Source organism: Pseudomonas deceptionensis (genome assembly GCF_900106095.1).
In the GTDB taxonomy this organism is placed as follows: Bacteria; Pseudomonadota; Gammaproteobacteria; order Pseudomonadales; family Pseudomonadaceae; genus Aquipseudomonas; species Aquipseudomonas deceptionensis.
Window position 1 is genome coordinate 1,940,509 of the sequence record NZ_FNUD01000002.1, and the last position, 19,018, is coordinate 1,959,526.

The 19,018-nt window shown below is 57.6% G+C and carries 10 protein-coding genes; 5 read left to right on the forward strand and 5 right to left on the reverse strand.

All coding sequences use genetic code 11. The features are described from left to right. Positions 1–326 precede the first annotated feature (326 nt). The gene (locus tag BLW11_RS08875; protein ID WP_048359062.1) at positions 327–3,434 is read right to left on the reverse strand and encodes a transglycosylase domain-containing protein; all 3,108 of its coding nucleotides are present in this window, start codon (positions 3,432–3,434) and stop codon (positions 327–329) included. A 452-nt stretch (positions 3,435–3,886) separates the two neighbouring features. Here BLW11_RS08875 and BLW11_RS08880 point away from each other — a divergent pair, with 452 nt between their 5' ends. After that, positions 3,887–5,308, forward strand: a complete 1,422-nt coding sequence (locus BLW11_RS08880) for an amino acid permease (protein WP_048359061.1) — start codon at positions 3,887–3,889, stop codon at positions 5,306–5,308. Between the two features lie 66 nt (positions 5,309–5,374). Here BLW11_RS08880 and BLW11_RS08885 read toward each other — a convergent pair whose 3' ends face one another. The 3 genes from BLW11_RS08885 to BLW11_RS08895 all read right to left on the reverse strand — a co-directional run bounded on the left by BLW11_RS08885 (position 5,375) and on the right by BLW11_RS08895 (position 13,486). Further along, the gene (locus BLW11_RS08885) at positions 5,375–6,496 is read right to left on the reverse strand and encodes an OpgC family protein (protein WP_193790172.1); all 1,122 of its coding nucleotides are present in this window, start codon (positions 6,494–6,496) and stop codon (positions 5,375–5,377) included. 141 nt (positions 6,497–6,637) lie between these two features. Continuing rightward, positions 6,638–11,656 carry a dermonecrotic toxin domain-containing protein gene (locus BLW11_RS08890; RefSeq protein ID WP_048359059.1) on the reverse strand — a complete coding sequence of 1,673 codons (5,019 nt, stop codon included), beginning with the start codon at positions 11,654–11,656 and terminating at the stop codon, positions 6,638–6,640. Between the two features lie 210 nt (positions 11,657–11,866). Next, complete coding sequence (locus BLW11_RS08895) at positions 11,867–13,486, reverse strand: FMN-binding glutamate synthase family protein (RefSeq protein WP_048359058.1); 1,620 nt, start codon at positions 13,484–13,486, stop codon at positions 11,867–11,869. 326 nt (positions 13,487–13,812) lie between these two features. Here BLW11_RS08895 and BLW11_RS08900 point away from each other — a divergent pair, with 326 nt between their 5' ends. From BLW11_RS08900 to BLW11_RS08910, 3 genes are read left to right on the forward strand one after another with little or no spacing between them, the layout of a single operon-like run. Continuing rightward, complete coding sequence (locus BLW11_RS08900; RefSeq protein WP_048359057.1) at positions 13,813–14,256, forward strand: NUDIX hydrolase; 444 nt, start codon at positions 13,813–13,815, stop codon at positions 14,254–14,256. 25 nt (positions 14,257–14,281) lie between these two features. Continuing rightward, positions 14,282–14,920 carry a LysE family translocator gene (locus BLW11_RS08905; RefSeq protein ID WP_048359056.1) on the forward strand — a complete coding sequence of 213 codons (639 nt, stop codon included), beginning with the start codon at positions 14,282–14,284 and terminating at the stop codon, positions 14,918–14,920. Between the two features lie 12 nt (positions 14,921–14,932). Next, the gene (locus BLW11_RS08910) at positions 14,933–15,445 is read left to right on the forward strand and encodes a GNAT family N-acetyltransferase (protein WP_048359055.1); all 513 of its coding nucleotides are present in this window, start codon (positions 14,933–14,935) and stop codon (positions 15,443–15,445) included. Between the two features lie 125 nt (positions 15,446–15,570). Here BLW11_RS08910 and metR read toward each other — a convergent pair whose 3' ends face one another. After that, positions 15,571–16,488, reverse strand: a complete 918-nt coding sequence (gene metR / locus BLW11_RS08915; protein WP_048359054.1) for a transcriptional regulator MetR — start codon at positions 16,486–16,488, stop codon at positions 15,571–15,573. Between the two features lie 106 nt (positions 16,489–16,594). Between metR and metE the strand changes: the two genes are divergently transcribed. Next, the gene (gene metE, locus BLW11_RS08920) at positions 16,595–18,913 is read left to right on the forward strand and encodes a 5-methyltetrahydropteroyltriglutamate--homocysteine S-methyltransferase (protein ID WP_048359527.1); all 2,319 of its coding nucleotides are present in this window, start codon (positions 16,595–16,597) and stop codon (positions 18,911–18,913) included. The last annotated feature ends 105 nt before the right edge of the window (positions 18,914–19,018 follow it).

Consider the following 19,018-nt stretch of genomic DNA (forward strand, 5'->3'; position numbering starts at 1 on the left):
GGTGGAACCGAACAATCACTGTGCTGTTATCGCGAGCGGGCTCGCTCCCACAAGGGCGCTGCAACCATCAGGTTGGGTAAGCACAACCGCCCCTCCAGAACCTCACACAATCTGAGTTCCTCCTCAATTCACCGTGGGAGCGAGCCCGCTCGCGAAGACCACTCGCGAGCAGGCTCGCTCCCACAAGGGCGCTGCAACCATCAGGTTGGGTAAGCACAACCGCCCCCCCCAGAACCTCACACAATCTGAGCTCCTCCTCAATTCACCGTGGGAGCGAGCCTGCTCGCGAAGACCACTCGCGAGCGGGCTCGCTCCCATAGAGGGTTTTAATTGTGTGCGGTTTGTATTGGCGCTGGCGCGTGGCACAGGGTGTTGGTGCCGGGTTGCAGGTACGGCGTGAGGATCGGAGCCATGCCCTTGAGCACTTGCACCGGCAGCGCCGAGGTGAATTTGAACGCTTCGGCCGAGCGTCCGGGAACGAACGCGGTCAAGGTGCCGAAGTGGTGGGGGCCGATGTAAAACACGAAGGTCGCTGTGCGGTTGATCGACTTGGAGCTGAGGATTCGCCCGCCTGCGCCCATGCTTTCGATCCGGTTGTCACCGGTACCGGTTTTGCCGCCCATGGCCAGTGGTGTGCCGTCGTCGAGTTTGAAGCTGCCGGAAACCCGGCGCGCAGTCCCGGCATCCACCACTTGCGAAAGGGCTTCGCGCAGGGCGGTGGCCACTTCGCTGGGCATGACCCGTACGCCTTTGTCGGGGTCGTTGATCAGGCGGGTTTCGTAGGGGGTATCTGCGGCGAAATTCAGGGTGTCGATGCGCAACACCGGCAAACGTACGCCATCGTTGAGGATGATCCCCATCAGCTCGGAGAGCGCCGCGGGTCTGTCCCCGGAGCTGCCCAGCGCGGTGGCGAGGGAGGGCACCAGGTGGTCAAACGGGTAACCGACTTTTTGCCAGCGTTGATGGATATCGAGGAAGGCTTCGATTTCCAGCATGGTGCGGATGCGACTGTCCCGGGCGCTCTTGTGCCGGCTTTTAAACAGCCAGCTGTAAACTTCCTGACGCTCATGTTCACTGGCGCCGACAGCTTGCTGGAAGGTGGCCTGCGGGTTAGTCAGCAAATACCCCAGCAACCACAGATCCAGCGGGTGGACTTTGGCAATGTAGCCCTGGTCTGGAAGGTCGTAGGCGCCGGGGCCGTAGCTTTGATACAGCTTGTTCAGCCGGTCGTCAGGGATCTTGTCGCTGCTCAGGTGTGAGCGCACAAAGCGGTTGAATGTGGTCTGGTCCGAATTGGGGAACAGGTAGCGGTGCACCGCCGACATCCGGATGGCCGTGGGGTGCATGCTGTCGAGGAAGGTGTCGAGGCGGGCCTTGGAGTCTTTGCCTTTGTATTTTTTCCAGAACTTGAGCATGTACGTCGTGCCTTCACGATCGGCGAAGCGGCTCAGGTATTCCTGGCGAAGCGGGTTGCTGTCGTCCTTGAGCAGGTCGACGTTGTTGGTGGGCGCTTGGTACGAGGTGAAGCGCACCACGTCGCGCATCAGGCGCACAAAGGGCAGGTTGATGGACTCGCGTATCGCGTCGCGCAGTGTCGGAGAGCGGTTGTTGTCCTGATTGCGGAAGTTGTGGAAGTGATGCATGCCGCCACCGGTAAAGAAACCTTCCCCGGGGTTGGCCGAATATTGCCGATCGAGTGCCGCATTGAGCATGGGGGCAAGGTTTGAACCGGGGTTCTGGATCAGGTAGGTCAGCGCCCAGCGAGTCAGGGGGTCTTGATCGCTGAGCTGGGTTTTTTTCAGGATCGCAACAGGCTGGCTGGCATAGCGGTCATGCAGCTCTGCAATGATTTGCAGGTAGGTGGTCAGCACCCGCAGTTTGGCCGTTGAGCCCAATTCAAGTTTGCTGCCTTCATTGATGTCGAAGGGCTGGTCGGTGCTGTCGGTTTGTACCCGGGCTCGTGCGCCGTCCGGGGTGAGTTCGAACAGCGTGAAGCTATAACGCACTTGTGCGGTGCTGGTGGGGGTCAGCAGGCTGGCGCCCAGCAGGCCGATTTTGCCGGCAAAGACGGGGTCCGCCAGTTGGCGAAGGTAGTCGCTGGCCTGCTGCTGCAAGTCGCCTTGCAAGGTGCTGGTGGCCGACAGGTCAAGACGGTCAAGGTCATACAACGGGCGCTGGAGCAGGGCGGAAAGGCGGCTGCGGGCCACGCTGATGCCCTTGTTGGTTTCGTTGGGTTGCATCGTGGGGGCCCGCGCCCAGTCGCGGTAGGTCACGTGGCTGGCCAGTGCGGCGGCCATCAGTGCCGGATCAATCACATTATTTTGCGCCAGCAGGCGGATATGGCTGTCGGTCAGTTGCGCCAGTTCTTCGCGGCCCCTGGCCAGGTAGTGCGACGGCCTGCGCTGGGCAATCATCAGCGACAGCACCTCGCGCAGGGCCAGGCCTTTTTGCGCCAGGCTCTTGGCGTCTGTGGCGGTGCTCGTCAGGTCCTGGTTGACTTGATTGAAATCGGCGCCGTACCACACCCGCAAACCTTCGGCCATGCCGTGGACTTCGCCGTGGCCGGGGACTGCCGACAGCGGGACGCTGTTGAGGTAATCGCGCACCACTTTTTGCCGGGCCGTCAGTGTTTGCGGACTGTCCTGATAGGCACGCACGCTGGCTGACACCATCTGGCGCAGTTTTTCGCTGCTCGACAGCGTGAGCCCGTCGGGGGAGTGGCGGTATTTTTCAAGCTGGGTCGCCAGGGTGCTGCCCCCTGCGGACTGCCCCGACAGGTGCAGCAGCTTGGCGGCTTGGGAGTAAGCGGCCATGGCAAAACGCGGCCAGTCCACCGCGGGGTTGGCCAGCGGCTCTTTAGGGTCAAGCAGGTCGCGGTTCTCGATGAACAGCAAGCTGTGGACCACCAGCGGCGGAATAGTGGCGAAGCTCGAATACAGTTGCTGCGGGTAGTTGTACTGATACAGCGGGCTGCCTGCGCAATCAGTGATCGAAAGCCCGGCCTGTATTTTTTCTGGGTAGGGTACGAAGAAGCCGTTTTCGCTGTAGCTCAGCAACTTTGGCGAAAAGCGCGATTGTTGGGTGATGATGTAGTCGCGTTTTAGCAGGCGCGGCAGAAAGTTGCCCAAAGCGCTGTAGCCCAGACGCTTATCGAACGGCCCTTCACCGGGGTAAAGCATCGCGTCACTGGGGCCTGCATGCATCGAATAGCTGAGCGTAGCCGCAAAGCGGCTGAATTCACGGGCTTGCAGCCTGGAAGTACGGACTTCCTGGGCAATGACAAACCCCAGCACAACCAGGGCCAACAGCACGAACAGCCCGAACAGGAGCCATCCGTAGCGCTTGGGCCTTGGCTGTTTTGGCGCAGGAGAATCGTCCATTTCCCCTGATGGTGCCGCCGTCTTGCTTGAATTGGAGTTCCATTGCACGCCCATAGTCGACAGATCCACATACGCATCTTGGTTGCGCTTGGTTGAAGCGTAGACGCTGGCGGATACGGGTGAAAAATTTGTGAGTGTTATCCGATCATCCTGTAGCCGCTGACGAAGAACGCGGCTGAGATGGGCTGCGAACGGGCCTGACTTTCTGAAGCGCCTTCGGCCCTTGTCGCAGCCCCGTCCCTCGTCAGCGGATACATGCTGCAAGCGTCCAGTGCTGCGCTAAGCGTAGGAATAGAGCCTTCCAGCAAGGTGAATAGTTCTTATGGATGGACATGACTGTGCACCAACCCTGTGCAATACTCGCCGCCGATCTCAGTAGGGCATTTCCCTTTTGATCTATCGACCTACAAGGTCGAGGTTGATCAGGAAGGAGGACAGCCGACCCGGCCGTCTTGAACGAGCGCCCTGTTGATGCATATCCAATAACAATACGAGGTTGTACTTTTATGCCAGTCGGCAACCACCAGCCCCACGGTGAAACCGCACAAGGCGGACCGCTCAAGCGCGAGCTGGGCGAACGTCACATTCGTTTGATGGCACTCGGCGCCTGTATCGGCGTCGGCCTGTTTCTGGGCTCTGCCAAAGCCATCGAAATGGCCGGTCCGGCCATTATGCTGTCCTACATCATCGGTGGCCTGGCCATTCTGGTGATCATGCGTGCCCTCGGCGAAATGGCCGTGCACAACCCGGTAGCCGGCTCGTTCAGCCGCTACGCCCAGGATTATCTGGGCCCGCTGGCAGGCTTTCTGACCGGCTGGAACTATTGGTTCCTGTGGCTGGTGACCTGCGTCGCCGAAATCACTGCGGTGGCGGTGTACATGGGCGTCTGGTTCCCCGATGTACCGCGCTGGATCTGGGCCCTGGCGGCGCTGGTCAGCATGGGTTCGATCAACCTGATCGCAGTAAAGGCGTTCGGTGAGTTCGAGTTCTGGTTCGCCCTGATCAAGATCGTCACCATCATCGCGATGGTGATCGGCGGCATTGGCATCATTGCATTCGGCTTTGGCAATGACGGCGTAGCGCTGGGGATTTCCAACCTCTGGACCCACGGTGGCTTTTTGCCTAATGGCATCCAGGGCGTGTTGATGTCCCTGCAAATGGTGATGTTCGCTTACCTGGGCGTCGAGATGATCGGCCTGACCGCCGGCGAAGCCAAGAACCCGCAAAAGACCATCCCGAGTGCGATTGGCTCGGTGTTCTGGCGCATCCTGCTGTTCTATGTGGGTGCACTGTTCGTAATCCTGTCGATCTACCCGTGGAACGAAATCGGCACTTCGGGCAGCCCGTTCGTGATGACCTTTGAGCGTCTGGGCATCAAGACGGCGGCAGGCATCATTAACTTCGTGGTGATTACGGCGGCACTGTCGTCGTGCAACGGCGGGATCTTCAGCACGGGCCGCATGCTCTACAGCCTTGCGCAGAACGGTCAGGCCCCGGCCAACTTCGCCACCACCGCAAAGAACGGTGTGCCGCGTCAGGCGTTGCTGCTGTCGATTGCCGTGCTGTTGCTGGGTGTACTGCTTAACTACCTGGCACCCGGCCAGGTCTTTGTGTGGGTAACGGCGATAGCCACCTTCGGTGCGATCTGGACCTGGCTGATGATCTTGCTGGCGCAACTGCGCTTTCGCAAAAACCTGAGCCCGCAAGAAGCTGCCAACCTGAAGTACCGCATGTGGTTGTACCCGTATAGCTCGTACGCGGCATTGGGCTTCTTGTTGATGGTGGTAGGGTTGATGGCCTACTTCGAAGAAACTCGAATCGCCTTGTTTGTAGGGCCAGCGTTCCTGATCCTGCTGACAGTGTTGTTCTATGTGTTCAAGTTGCAGCCGACTCAAAGTACTGCTATTGCAGGGAAAACGGCGTCTTAAGCCTCGCCCCTGAATAAAAAAACCGGTCGATTGACCGGTTTTTTTATGGCCGCAATCCGCGCCGGGTCAGGGGGCGGCAGGTACTTTTACCGGTTTGCCCAGACGCTTGTTCCAGTCCAGCCACCCTGCCAGCACGGCCATGATGCCCACGCCCATCAACGCACTGAACAACTGCATGACCAGCCCGTCACCGCCCAGCGCATTGAGCATGTCGGCCAGCGGCGCCAGGATCACCCCGAGGCAGAACACTTCCAGCGAGTAACGGCCCATGCGGCGGGTTTGGCGAGCAAACCAGTTGTTCAGCCAGCCACTGTGGGGGATCAGTCTGGCCGCCACATAAGCCAGGGCCAGAAAGTGCAGCAGCCGCACCGGGGAGAGGTTGGTTTTGCTGATGGGGTATAAATGTTCGCCCAGCCAGAGCGGCATGATCGCATCGTGCACCTGCGGCCACTTCCACGACAGTGCCAGCAAACCGGTGATCAACAGGTACGCCGCGGCACCTACAAACAACGGCTGACGGGACAATGGCCGGGTTTCGGGTGCTTTGGCCCGTTGCCCGTGGATCGCCGCCGCGCCGCCCAGAATAAACAGGAACTGCCAGGCCATGGGGTTGAAGAACCACACGCCGCCTTCCTGCGCGGCGAGGTTCCACACGGGGGCCAGCAGGTACAGCACCAATGAAACGCCGACTACGTAGCGGGCGTTGCGCAGCAGCATGGGCAGGGCCAGCGGCAACCCGAGCAACAGCACGATATACAGAGGCAGGGGGTCCATCAGGTTGGGTTTGAAGCGCAGCAGCAATTCGTCAGTCAGTGCCTGTTGCGGGTTGCTCAAGAAGTACTGAAGGCCCATTTCCTGCACCAGATCACGGGTCTCGACGTGGCTGTTGGCAAAAAAGACGATGCCCATCAGCACTGCCAGCAGGAAGATATGCACCACGTACAGCACCCAGGCGCGGCGCAGGATTTTGACACTGGCGACCAGAAACCCGTCGCGCTGAGCGATTTTTCCGTAGGCCAGCACTGCGGCATAACCGGCCAGGAACACAAAGATCTCCGCCGCATCACTGAAGCCGAAATTGCGCACGGTCAATTCGGCCAGCGGGTTGTGCGGGATGTGATCCCAGAAAATAAAAATCAGCGCCAGCCCGCGAAAGAAATCGATGCGGTGGTCGCGTCCGTTCAGCATCACGGCGAGTACTCAGACAAAGTTGAATAAAATGGGCGCAGTGAGAGTGCGCGCTACCTGTTGGCGGCGCGCAGGGTGACTCTAATAGAGCTTAAATGCAAAGGCTGTGCAGCGCCGCGGTGTGTGGCTATCAGGCTGACATCACTCCTCGAAAATGGTCTCCAGGGGTTTTCTATCAAGAATGTTCTGGGTGATGCGCTCCAGGCTTTTATTCTTCTGCTGATTTATTTTTTCAAGCTCTGCGTCATAGTCGGCCTTTGGCATTGGGGCATCAGTGAAAACCCTGGCTTCATCGATGATCAGTCGTTGTGCCAGCTCTTTTAACTCGCGTTGCAGCAGGGCGCGCGCGTCAGTGTCGTCGCTGCCTGCGGCGTCTGCCCACTGCTGCTGTTTTTCCTTTAGTGTTTCCAGGTCGTCATAGCGCTGTTCAACAAGTACGTTGCTGTTTTTTATCTCGCCGCTGTATGCCGATTCGATGTAGTCACGCCATAGGCCTTCCTCAAGTAGCTTTTTCGCCATGTAGCCACGTGTGGCTTCCTGGTTGAGCACGATCTGATACGCCTCCTCGATTTGCGCCGGGGATATTTTTGCAATACGCCTGAATGTCATATGCGACGGCTGCCAAGGCAACTCAAGGCGTTGGGCCAGATCTACCTGATAGATCAATTTCACTTCAAGCTCGTCAGGTTTAAGTCTGAGTATTTCCTGAAGTGGCAACACGCCTTCGCTTAAGGCGGTTTCATAGGCATAAGTCTGCAAGGCGATTTGGGTTTGGGCGATATCGTCCAGCTCTTGTAAACGCACTCGACCTTTCATGAGTTTGAGCAGTTTGATTTCTTTGGCACTGCCTTCAGCCAGCAAGGCATCGCGTAGCAAAAGCTTGAACCCGAAGCGGCTGAAAACAGTCGAGGTGCGGTCCACGCATGTTTCGTTTTCCAGGGAACTGGCAAACACTTCTTCTCGATACCCGGTGTCTTCTGCGGCGCACTCCAGTACTTGCCAGACTTTTTCGGTCAACTGCTGGCGGTCGTGTTCGAAGTCAGCAGACACGACGAGATCGCGAATGACCTTAAAAAAGTCTTCGCTGTGAGGCTCTGCCTCCAATGCCGCCCAAAGGTCCGTTTTCAGGGTGCGCTCGTAATCCGTCAGCCTGTGATAGAGCCAGAGGTTGACGCTGGCGGTTTGTACGGGCGCATGCACGCGCACCTCCAGGGCCAGCCCCAAGCGGGTTCGATATGCATTGACCGCTTCCCGGGTCGAATTTTCAAGAGGATTATCGTGTAAAAAAGTACTTCTTAGCCTATGCACCGGAATCTGGAAAAAACTCGCAGGCAGGCTTGTCAGGTTGTTGGCGCGCACGTCGAGGTGCGTCAGCCACGGCAGATGTTCAATCCCCGCGGGCCATTGTGTAAGCCCGGTATTTTTTAAGTTCAGGCGGACCAGTTCGGTCATTTGCGTGAAGTCCGGTATGACCCCAAGCGGGTTGTCACTTAAGTTGAGTATTTTGAGATTTTTCAAGGTTATGAACTTACCGGCGACAGCTTCGGTCAGCGTGATTTGGTTTTTCGACAGGTAAAGCCGCTTCAACCTCTGCAGGTTGAACAGTGACTCCGGGAGTTCTCGAAGATGGGCTGATTCAAGTTTCAGTTCTAGCAGATTCGGGAACTGAACCAGGAAAGAGTCAATGCTGTTATGCAGGTACAAATCGCTCATTTGCAATGAAGTGACGTGACTGAAGTCGGCCTTGAGAACGGGCAACTTGGCGAGATTTATATGGCTGATATTGAGGCTGGCTCCAGGGTGCTCTCCACCGAGCCCCGAGCTGCGTTGCCAGCATTTGATGATTTTTTTTGCAACACGGGTCTTGTCGCGCAAATGCACGGGGCGGATGTGTATTTCGTTGACCTGAACCATTTCCAGAGGTCCGTTGATCCAGTCGTCAAGGGAATTATTGAGCGCCTTGTATTCTTTGTTCAACGCCTCAAGTCGGGCCAGCCCTGCACGACTGTCGAGGCTCTCAAGTTCCAGAAATTTTTCTACAACCTCATAGGTATGCATAGGGAACAGCTTTGACTTCAGATGCCTGACCCTTCTTGGATTAGCCGGGAAGCACGTGAAAGGTGAGCGGGCACAGCGTTCCGGTTTTCTCTCAAACGCTGGATACCCGACGCGACCTTTGGCCAGTTGCAGGGGCGATTCAGTTTTCAGGGTTGTCGGTTGAAGCCCCAGAACCGTGCTCAGCATTTGCCGATCCATCAGTGGGCTTTCTGCCAGCGCCTCCTTTAGCGCCTGGCCTTGACCTGTGTGGGGAAAGCCCAATGCCGCGCGCTCCTGATCAGGCAACGCGTGCAGCACCGAGGCGTAGATATCATCCAGGCCATGCAACGTTTGCGCGTTGTCATTGTAGGTCTGGTAACGATTGCCTACTTTGACAAGCACTTTGCGAATCGGTGCATCCGGGGGGCCGACGTGATCGAGCAAGGTGCCTGATAGTGTTCTGTCTCGCACTTCGAGCCTGATGTCCGGCGACCAGCCGTGCATGTTTTCAACACTGTGCAAAATCAGTTTTCGCGTATCAGGGTTGTTGCCATAGTCGAAGTAAAGCCCGTCATAGGCGTGGGCCAATCGAACTTCACTCACGAACATTCGGGCTTCCTCTGCCAGGCGCAAGGGGATACGCAGGGTGTCTTGCAATTGCCAGAGCTCGGCTGAGCTGGCCGCGTTGATCAGCTCTTTGGCAACGCAGGCTGGCAGTGTCGGATAGGCCTGGGTGAGTGTCTTGACCAGTGGATCGCTGGGCATATTCAAACCGGCATAGTGCGATCTGAACAAGTCATCGCGTAGTTGCTCGGCCCGGTCAGCGATTTTTGTACTCAGCCGTGCGGTCTGCTCTTCAAGATTTACGGTAAAACCGTTTCCTGTGAGTGCGTATACCTCATTGGCGTCCAGAGATTGCAGCACGGTCTTTAGCAGCTCGCCACGACGAACCTGACTGTCGAGTATTTGGATGACGGGCACTCTCGTCCCGCCCGCGTGGCCATACTCCATGATTTTATTGCCTTCATTGTCCAGGCAACGCAAGACTTTTGACTGGGGCCAGAACTCAACGTCAACCAGTACCTGGAGCTGCAGCAGCGGATTGGCTGTCGTATCGTTCGCCCGCATTTTGTCGATGAACTGCTCAAGATTGTGTTTGATCTTGAACCGCTCGGTGACGTCTTCCAGAAGGGCTGGCATGGGTTCCAGATCGGCGTGAACCTGACGCAGTATGGCCTCATCGGTATTGCTGGCATGTATGAAGGCCCGGGTTTGCTCGTCGGTCAGGCCGAGTAATGCGTTATCCAGACGCCGCACCAGGCGGGACTCACTCCACTGCTCGAGCTCTTCGGCTTCATGGCGCCAGGCACCTTTACCGTTATGCCAAATTTGCGGGGTATAGCGCTCCGGGTCAGTGGGGTGTTGCAGGTACCAGTTCTGATCTTCAGCGTGCTTCACGCGGTAATATTTGCCTTCCAGCGGCAGATAAGTCTCGCCTTTGTGTGTATAGAGCCCCAGTGCGTTGGGCCCGGATGAGGTATCGAAATCAATCGCGTATTCGAAAGGTGTGAGGTCGGGTTTCCACAGTCGGGTTTTGCCATCAGGCAGTTGGATAACGTCCAGTTCCTCAACAAAAGGGGACACTGAAACAGGAGTGGGTTTGATCACTTCGGCGGCCAGTTTTCCCGCTGCGGCCATAAAGGCCAAATTGACCAAAACATCTTTTGTGTAAGACCATGCGAGGCCTTTTTCATCCTCCTCCCACGCCTCAATGCCGTGATAAATCTCGGTCATCATTTGTGCGGCAAACACCACCATCATCACCTCGCCGAGCCCCGGCATCAGCAACGCCGCAACATTCAAAATATCCAGGGCTGCATCCCCATAATGTTCGAGGCGATTGATCAGGCTTAATCGATTTATGTGTGCCGTGGGCACGGCCAGAAAATGCGCATCGTCAAACAGTTGTGCGATTTTGTGCTGATACAGGTGATGAAAAACATGGGTTCTAACTTGGCTGGGCTGCATATGCAGCGGGTCACGTGCGTCGTGCTGGAACCGTGCCGCCAGCCGTTTGCTCAATTTTAACTTCTGGGACTGAGGGGCCAGCTGGAGAAAGAACGCGCGATAACTGTCAACTTTAATTTTTTCCATCAAATCGCCGTGGGCGTCTTTGAGGGTCGGGTATTGCTTGATACAACTGCAGGGGTCGCCGGGGATATAAACAATACAATTAGGGTCCTCGGCAAGCGAGGGGCCATGAAAAACGATCAGGGTGTTTAAGTTAATGTCATCAAGTGTCATTGTTTGGCACGTTAATACGCGACCATTGAACAGTGCGCTGTCATTACCGTTGCAGTAACTCATCAAGGTGGCATGGGCCGGTTCATCAATGTCTTTTTTCATCAAGGCAATATCGGCCTGGAGCCTCAGCGCATCACGTTCGTGACGGATGAGAAGTTGCTCCAGCTGCATTTTTTCGTGCGCTGACCCGGGATTGAAAATAGTCTCCAGGTGCTGTTGATAACGGCCACCAATATCCAGTCTTCGGCACAGCGACGCAAAGGCAACCGGTTCAATGGGAATCAGCACTGGAGCCGGATCACTGGAATGTTCGGATTTGTAGTTCCACAGGTGAGAGCCCCAAGGGATGCCGCCTTCTTCGGCCTGGGCCGCTTCGAAATTGTGCAAGGCCGCTTGCAACAGGGTTTGAGTGCCCGAGCGTTCGATCTCTTGGGTGAATGGATTAAGCGTATTAACGGTAATGACGTTTCTTTTGACGTCGCAGACGGTACCCAGCTCAGTCAGCAGCGCCTGTTTCAGCAGCGGTACCGCAAATGACTCGACGCTGCCCACGCGGTCCAAAATAGTGTGCAGCGCCTTGAGCGACTGAAGATTAAGCGACTGGCTGGCGGTTAATGCCAGACGTTGCGACGCCGACGCATGGGTGTACCAGGCTGGAAGATCAAGGCGGTGCTTACTCAGTTGCTTAATAAAGCGCGCTGATAAAAGCGGCACCGTATCGTTCGCAGTGTTCTTTATTAAATCGTGATGAATGCCCAGTTGTTTTAAATCAGGGGGCGGTGCCGGGTTGTTGTGGTGAACGACATGGGGAGAGGGCATTGCTAACATCCTTATTGTGATTAATAGACAGAGTCTAGAAAGGATGTTGCAAGGTAAATAGTCTAAAAAGTTGATGGCGACCGTGATACTTGAGCGAGTAATTAATGGTGAATATTAATTATGTAGTGGTGTTTTATCAGTAATAAGGTGTATCGCACTATTGGATGAAACTGCCACGCCACCCAAGGGCCGCGTGGCGGTAAACAGCGGCTAAGCCGCAGCGATTTCATTCGGTTCGAAGCTGTCGGCCCGAGCCATTTGCCACATACGCGAATAGAACTCGCCATTGACCTCACCCGTCAGCAACTCACCGGGTTTGAGGAATACATGCAATTGCGAGAACAGCTTGATTTCAGTGGCGGACATGCGGCGCACCAGGTGCTTGGCCGAGAGTTGCGCCGGGTGTTCCAGGCCTGCGGCCGCGAGCATTTCGGCCAAGGCCTTGAGGGTGTTGCGGTGGAACTGGAACACCCGCTGGGCCTTGTCCGGCACGACCAGGGCGCGTTGGCGCAAGGTGTCCTGGGTCGCCACGCCGGTAGGGCATTTGTTGGTATGGCACGACTGCGACTGGATGCAGCCGATGGCGAACATGAAGCCCCGGGCCGAGTTGGCCCAGTCCGCACCGATGGCCAGCACGCTGGCGATATCGAAGGCGCTGACAATCTTGCCGCTGGCGCCCAGCTTGATCTTGCTGCGCAGGTTCAGGCCCACCAAGGTGTTGTGTACGAACAGCAGGCCTTCGCGCAGCGGTGCGCCAATATGGTCGGTGAACTCCACCGGTGCGGCGCCGGTGCCACCCTCCTTGCCATCGATGACGATAAAGTCCGGCAGGATGCCCGTTTCAAGCATGGCCTTGGCGATCCCCATGAACTCCCACGGGTGGCCCAGGCAGAACTTGAAGCCTACGGGCTTGCCGCCGGACAGCTCGCGCAACTGCGCAATAAACTGCATCAGCTCGATCGGGGTCGAAAACGCACTGTGGCGTGAAGGCGATATGCAGTCTTCCCCCATCGGCACACCGCGCGTTTCTGCGATTTCCCGGGTCACTTTGTGCTTGGGCAAAATACCGCCATGGCCCGGTTTGGCGCCCTGGCTCATCTTGATTTCGATCATCCGCACTTGCGGCGTGCAAGCCTGGGCGGCAAAGCGCTCCGGGTCGAAGCGCCCGTCTGCGGTGCGGCAACCAAAGTAGCCGCTGCCCAGTTCCCACGTCAGGTCACCCCCGTTCTCACGGTGATAGCTGCTGATGCTGCCTTCCCCCGTATCGTGGGCAAAATTGCCGAGCTTGGCTCCCTGGTTCAGGGCGCGAATGGCATTGGCGCTCAGGGAGCCAAAGCTCATGGCCGAAATGTTGAAGATCGACGCCGAGTACGGCTGGGTGCATTGCGGGCCGCCTATGATGGTACGAAAGCTGGCAGGGTCGGTCAGCGGGGCCGGGCGCATGGAGTGGCCGATAAATTCGAAACCGGGCTGATACACGTCAACCAGAGTGCCGAAGGGTTTGTCGGCGCTTTCATTTTTAGCCCGTGAGTACACCAGCGAGCGCTGGGAGCGTGAGAAGGGCAGCGCGTCGCTGTCAGACTCCAGTAGGTATTGGCGGATTTCCGGGCGGATGGCCTCTACCAGATAACGAATATTGCCCAGGATCGGGTAGTTGCGGCGCACGGCGTGGGGGCTCTGCAGCAGGTCGAAAATCCCCAGCAGGCTCAAGGCCAGAGTCACGGCGGTAAAGGGCCATAACCACTCGTGGTGCAGAAAGGGCAGGCTGGCGAGGGTAAACACCACACAAAAGGCAAAAAACGCATAACGGCTTAACAGTGACAGGCTCATACGGTTTCCTGTTTCAGGCTGGTCTGTTCAGTCAGGCAGGTACGCCTGATTCGGTCGAGAACAGAAAAAGGGAAGTAGAACCCTCTCTTTGGATCGGAGGTTTGCGGGGAAGAGTGTTGGTCATGTATCACGCAAATGCCATCTCCCCGTCAGATTATTCATTGAACGGGATTTTGTTTACGACAGCATCCCGACCAAAGTCGGGCGCTGCATTCAGGACCGGGCGGGCCATACAGAGCGCCCGGGTAAAAGTGACATCTGTGTCTTTGCAGGCCTGCGCAGCCATGTGATCCTGCGCGCACTTTCTACCTGGCTGGCTGATTCTCGTGACCTCTTCAGAACACTGCACTGACCTGAGCCCTAAAACCATTCGTATTGCCGCCGCTGTCTTGATCGGCCCCGATGGCCGAACCTTGCTGGTGCGCAAGCGCGGCACCCTGGCCTTCATGCAACCGGGCGGCAAGATCGAAGCCCATGAGCAACCGCTGGAGGCGTTGGCCCGCGAGCTGGAAGAAGAACTGGCGCTTGCGATTGACCCCGGCACTGCGACTTACGTGGGGCTGTTTTCAGCGCCCGCCGCCAATGAGCCGGGGTTTGAAGTACACGCCGAGCTATTTTTGCTGCACATCAACCAGCCTGTCACTCCGGCTGCCGAAATTGAAGAAGTGCAATGGATCGATCCTGTCGGTGATGGCGGCCTGGTGCTGGCGCCGTTGACCCGTGACCTGATTTTGCCGTTCTACCGCACGACCTTGCTGACCACCGCCTGACCCCTTTGCTGACAAGGACTGCCCCATGGTGCCGACTCACGATTTGCTGATTTTTGCTGCGGCCTGTCTGCTGATGGTGTTAACGCCGGGGCCGAACATGATTTACCTGATTTCGCGCTCGATCTGTCAGGGCCGTAAAGCCGGGGTCACGTCCTTGATCGGCGTGGTGGCGGGGTTCTTTGTGCACATGTTTGCCGCCGCTGTTGGCCTGACGGCTGTGTTTTTGGCAGTACCGATGGCCTATGAGGCGTTGAAGTGGGCCGGTGCCCTGTACCTGGTGTGGATGGCCTGGCAAGCAGTAAAGCCTGGGGCCCGTTCGCCGTTTGAAGCCCGGGAACTGGCGCCGGATTCCTCGTCGAAGCTGGTAGTGATGGGCTTTATGACCAGCGTGCTGAACCCCAAGGTGGCAGTGTTTTATCTGTCGGTTTTTCCGCAATTCATCAGCCCGGAACATGGCTCGATGTTTACCCAGAGTATGATGCTGGGCCTGACCCAAATCAGCGTGAGCTTCACCGTTAACCTGCTGATCGCGCTGTTCGCTTCCGGTATTGCCGTGTGGTTTGTGCGCAACCCGTTGTGGCTGGCGGTACAGCGTTATGTGATGGGCTGTGTGCTGGCGGCACTGGCGGTGAGGCTGATGCTGGAGCAACGTAGAACCGTATGACCTGGACCCGTTATGGCAATAGAACTGCTTGACCCCTCGCACGCCAAGGCTTATCGCCAGTTGATGCTGCAAGCCTATGCGCTGCACCCTGAAGCCTTTGTGTCGACCATAGCCCAGCGTGAGAAATTACCGCTGAGCTGGTGGGAAGCGAAACTGGATGATGACTTGAGTGCGCTGTTCGGCGCCTTTGTCGATGCGCAACTGGTGGGGATAGTCGGCCTGGGGTTTGAACCCTGGGAAGACGCCCGTCACAAGGCCACGCTGTTTGGCTTGTATGTGACTCAAGCCTGTCGCGGGCAAGGGCTGGGGGAAGATCTGGTGCAGGCGGTGTTGTCACTGGCCGGGCAAGAGCCCGAAATCAAGGTGATCGAACTGACCGTCAGCGCCAACAGCTCGGCGGCCCTGGCGTTGTACCGGCGCTGCGGCTTTGAACAATCAGGTCTGGAAGACTGTGCGATCCGGGTCGGTGAGGCGTATTACGACCGGGTGCATATGCGGCGGTTGGTGAACGTCGAAGCTGCCTGAAACCGTGTAGACATTCTGTTGCCCCCAGTGGGAGCGAGCCTGTTCGCGAAGGCCCTTCGCGAGCAGGCTCGCTCCCACTGCTGACGTTTTTCTGTAGCCGCTGACGAAGGCCTGGATGGGTTGCCTTAACGCACCGCACTCACCCCATCCAGGGTCGAGAACGAGGTGTCTTTGGCGGTGAGCAAAAAGTCACGCATATACGGCGCATCCAGCATGTCGGCGCGGATCGCGGCATACAGGGTGGCAAACAACCCTTTCTCGCCCAGACGTTTGGCTTTCACATAACCGCGTGAGCTGTATTCATGCAGTGCCCAGTGCGGCATCCCGCACACGCCACGGCCGCTGGCCACGAGTTGCATCATCATTACCGTCAGTTCGGAGGTCCGCACCTGTGCCGGCTCAATGTCGGCCGGCTCCAGAAAACGGGTGAAGATATCGAGCCGGTCACGCTCTACCGGGTAGGTAATCAGAATCTCGGTGCTCAAGTCTTCGGGCACGATAAACGGCTTGCTGGCCAACGGGTGCTGATTGGCCACGGCCAACATCGCTTCGTAGGTAAACAGCGGCACATAAGTCAGACCGGCAATTTCTTGCGGGTCAGACGTCACCACCAAATCCAGATCGCCCCGTGCCAGTGCCGGCAATGGCGCGAAGGCAAAGCCCGACGCCAAGTCCAGCTCGACCTCAGGCCACGCATCGCGGAACTGATCAATGGTGGGCATCAGCCACTGGAAGCAGCTGTGGCATTCAATCGCCATATGCAAACGACCGGCCGTACCACCGACCAAGCGCGCAATGTCACGCTCCGCGCCGCGCAGCAACGGCAGCATGGCGTCGGCCAGTTGCAGCAGGCGCAAGCCGCCGCTGGTGAAGCGCACCGGCTTGGTTTTGCGTACGAACAGCGGCATGCCCATGCGCTCTTCGAGCTCTTTGAACTGATGGGATAAGGCAGATTGGGTCAGGTGCAAGCGTTCAGCCGCTTCCACCAGGCTGTCGGACTCGCGTAATGCGTGCAGGGTTTTGAGGTGACGAATTTCCAGCACAAGGACTCCATGAGTAAATTTGATGATCAACACGAAAACGTTGAGTTTGTCTCATGTTGCTGTGGCTGTCGATAATTGCGCCATTACTTACATGGAGGAATTTGTTATGGCCCTGGCCCACAATCTTGGTTTCCCACGCATCGGTGCCGATCGCGAGCTGAAAAAAGCCCTTGAAGCCTACTGGAAGGGCGACATTGACCAGGCCGCTTTGCACACCGTGGGCCGTGAGCTGCGGGCCAGGCACTGGCAGCTGCAAAAAGACGCAGGCATCGATTTGCTGCCGGTCGGCGACTTTGCCTGGTACGACCAGGTGCTGACCCACTCGCTGACCTTCGGCGTCATCCCGCAGCGTTTTGCCAGCACCCTGGATGCCCAGGGGCGGCCAACCCTCGACACCTTGTTCGGCATGGCCCGTGGCGCGAGCCAGAGCTGCTGCGGCGGTGAGCACAACAAAGGTCAGTATGCCCAGGAGCTGACCAAGTGGTTCGACACCAACTATCACTATCTGGTCCCGGAATTCAGCCTGGACCAGCGTTTCGAGCTGAGCTGGAACGAGCTGTTCGATGAAGTCGCCGAGGCCCTGGCGCTGGGCCATAAGGTCAAACCGGTGATCATCGGCCCGCTGACTTACTTGTGGCTGGGCAAGGCCAAAGGCAATGAGTTCGACAAACTCGACCTGCTGGAAAACCTGCTGCCGGTTTACGCTGACATTCTTTCCCGTCTGGCCGAACAGGGCGTGGAGTGGATACAGATCGACGAACCCATTCTGTCCCTCGACCTGCCCCAGGACTGGAAAAACGCCTTTGAGCGTGCTTACCACATCCTCCAGTACTCGCCCCTCAAGAAGCTGGTGGCGACGTACTTCAGCGGCCTGGAAGACAACCTCGGGCTGGCCGTCAGCCTGCCGGTAGAAGGCCTGCACGTTGACCTGGTGCGCGCACCCGACCAGCTGCACGCCATTCTGGATCGTCTGCCGACCTATAAAGTGCTGTCGTTGGGCCTGGTCAACGGGCGCAACGTGTGGCGCTGCGACCTGGAAAACGCCCTGGCTCAACTGCAACTGGCTGAAGAACGTTTTGGCGACAACCTGTGGGTGGCCGGCTCGTGTTCGCTGCTGCACAGCCCGGTGGATCTGGACCGCGAAACAAAACTGGATCCCGAGCTTAAAAGCTGGCTGGCCTTTGCCAAGCAAAAGTGCAGTGAAATCGCGGTGCTGCGTGATGCGCTGAACATCCCGCAGGACGCCAGGGTGCAGCAGGCACTGGCTCAAAGCCGTGCTGTGCAGGCCAGCCGCGCCAGCTCGCCGCGCATTCACAAACCCGCCGTACAGGCCCGCATCGCAGCGATCACCGAGGCAGACAGCCAGCGCCAATCGCCATTTGCCACCCGTATTGAACTGCAACGTGCGCGCTTGAACCTGCCAGCGTTCCCGACCACCACCATTGGTTCATTCCCGCAGACCGCTTCGATTCGTCTGGCGCGTCAGTCCTACAAGCAGGGCAAGTTATCGGTCAGCGAATACACCGACGCCATGCACAGCGAAATCCGCAATGCAGTCCAGACCCAGGAGCGCCTTGGCCTGGACGTGCTGGTGCACGGCGAAGCCGAGCGTAATGACATGGTGGAATACTTTGCCGAGCAGTTGGACGGCTACGTGTTCACCCAATACGGCTGGGTGCAGAGCTACGGCTCACGCTGCGTAAAACCGGCAATCATCTTTGGCGACCTGAGCCGGCCAAAAGCCATGACCGTGGACTGGATCACCTACGCTCAAGGCCTGACCGACAAGGTGATGAAGGGCATGCTGACCGGCCCGGTGACCATGCTGATGTGGTCATTTCCCCGCGAAGACGTGTCGCGCAAGGTACAGGCGCAGCAGTTGGCGCTGGCGATCCGCGATGAGGTAGTTGACCTGGAAACTGCCGGCATCAAGATCGTGCAAATCGACGAAGCGGCCTTCCGCGAGGGCTTGCCGTTGCGCCGTGCCCAATGGCAGGAATACCTGGACTGGGCAGTTGAGGCGTTCCGTCTGTGCGCCTCGGGCGTGGGCGACGAAACCCAGATTCATACCCACATGTGCTACAGCGAATTCAACGATGTGATCAAGTCGATTGCCGAAATGGACGCCGACGTCATCACCATCGAAACCTCGCGTTCGGACATGGAGTTGCTGGATGCATTTGAAGCCTTCGACTACCCCAATGACATTGGTCCGGGTGTCTACGATATCCACTCGCCACGGGTGCCGGACACGGTAGAAATGGTCAAATTGCTGAGCAAGGCCGCGCAGCGTATCCCGGCGCAGCGCCTGTGGGTCAACCCCGACTGCGGCCTCAAAACCCGTGCCTGGGCCGAGACGGAAGCGGCGCTGATCAACATGGTTGCGGCAGCGCGGCAGTTGAGAGCGCACGCGGCTCTAAGCTAAACAGAGCAAACGCTACAAGAGCTACAAGCGGCAGGCATTGGTCTTGCGGCTTGTGGCTTTTTTTGCTTTTGGTTATTCAATCTGCCAGATAACCCTCTTTTTTGT

Bases quoted from the DNA above. Each gene is read 5' to 3' on its own strand.
- BLW11_RS08875 (WP_048359062.1), bottom strand. From the start codon at position 3,434: ATGGGCGTGCAATGGAACTCCAATTCAAGCAAGACGGCGGCACCATCA.
- BLW11_RS08880 (WP_048359061.1), top strand. From the start codon at position 3,887: ATGCCAGTCGGCAACCACCAGCCCCACGGTGAAACCGCACAAGGCGGA.
- BLW11_RS08885 (WP_193790172.1), bottom strand. From the start codon at position 6,496: ATGCTGAACGGACGCGACCACCGCATCGATTTCTTTCGCGGGCTGGCG.
- BLW11_RS08890 (WP_048359059.1), bottom strand. From the start codon at position 11,656: ATGCCCTCTCCCCATGTCGTTCACCACAACAACCCGGCACCGCCCCCT.
- BLW11_RS08895 (WP_048359058.1), bottom strand. From the start codon at position 13,486: ATGAGCCTGTCACTGTTAAGCCGTTATGCGTTTTTTGCCTTTTGTGTG.
- BLW11_RS08905 (WP_048359056.1), top strand. From the start codon at position 14,282: ATGGTGCCGACTCACGATTTGCTGATTTTTGCTGCGGCCTGTCTGCTG.
- BLW11_RS08910 (WP_048359055.1), top strand. From the start codon at position 14,933: ATGGCAATAGAACTGCTTGACCCCTCGCACGCCAAGGCTTATCGCCAG.
- metE (WP_048359527.1), top strand. From the start codon at position 16,595: ATGGCCCTGGCCCACAATCTTGGTTTCCCACGCATCGGTGCCGATCGC.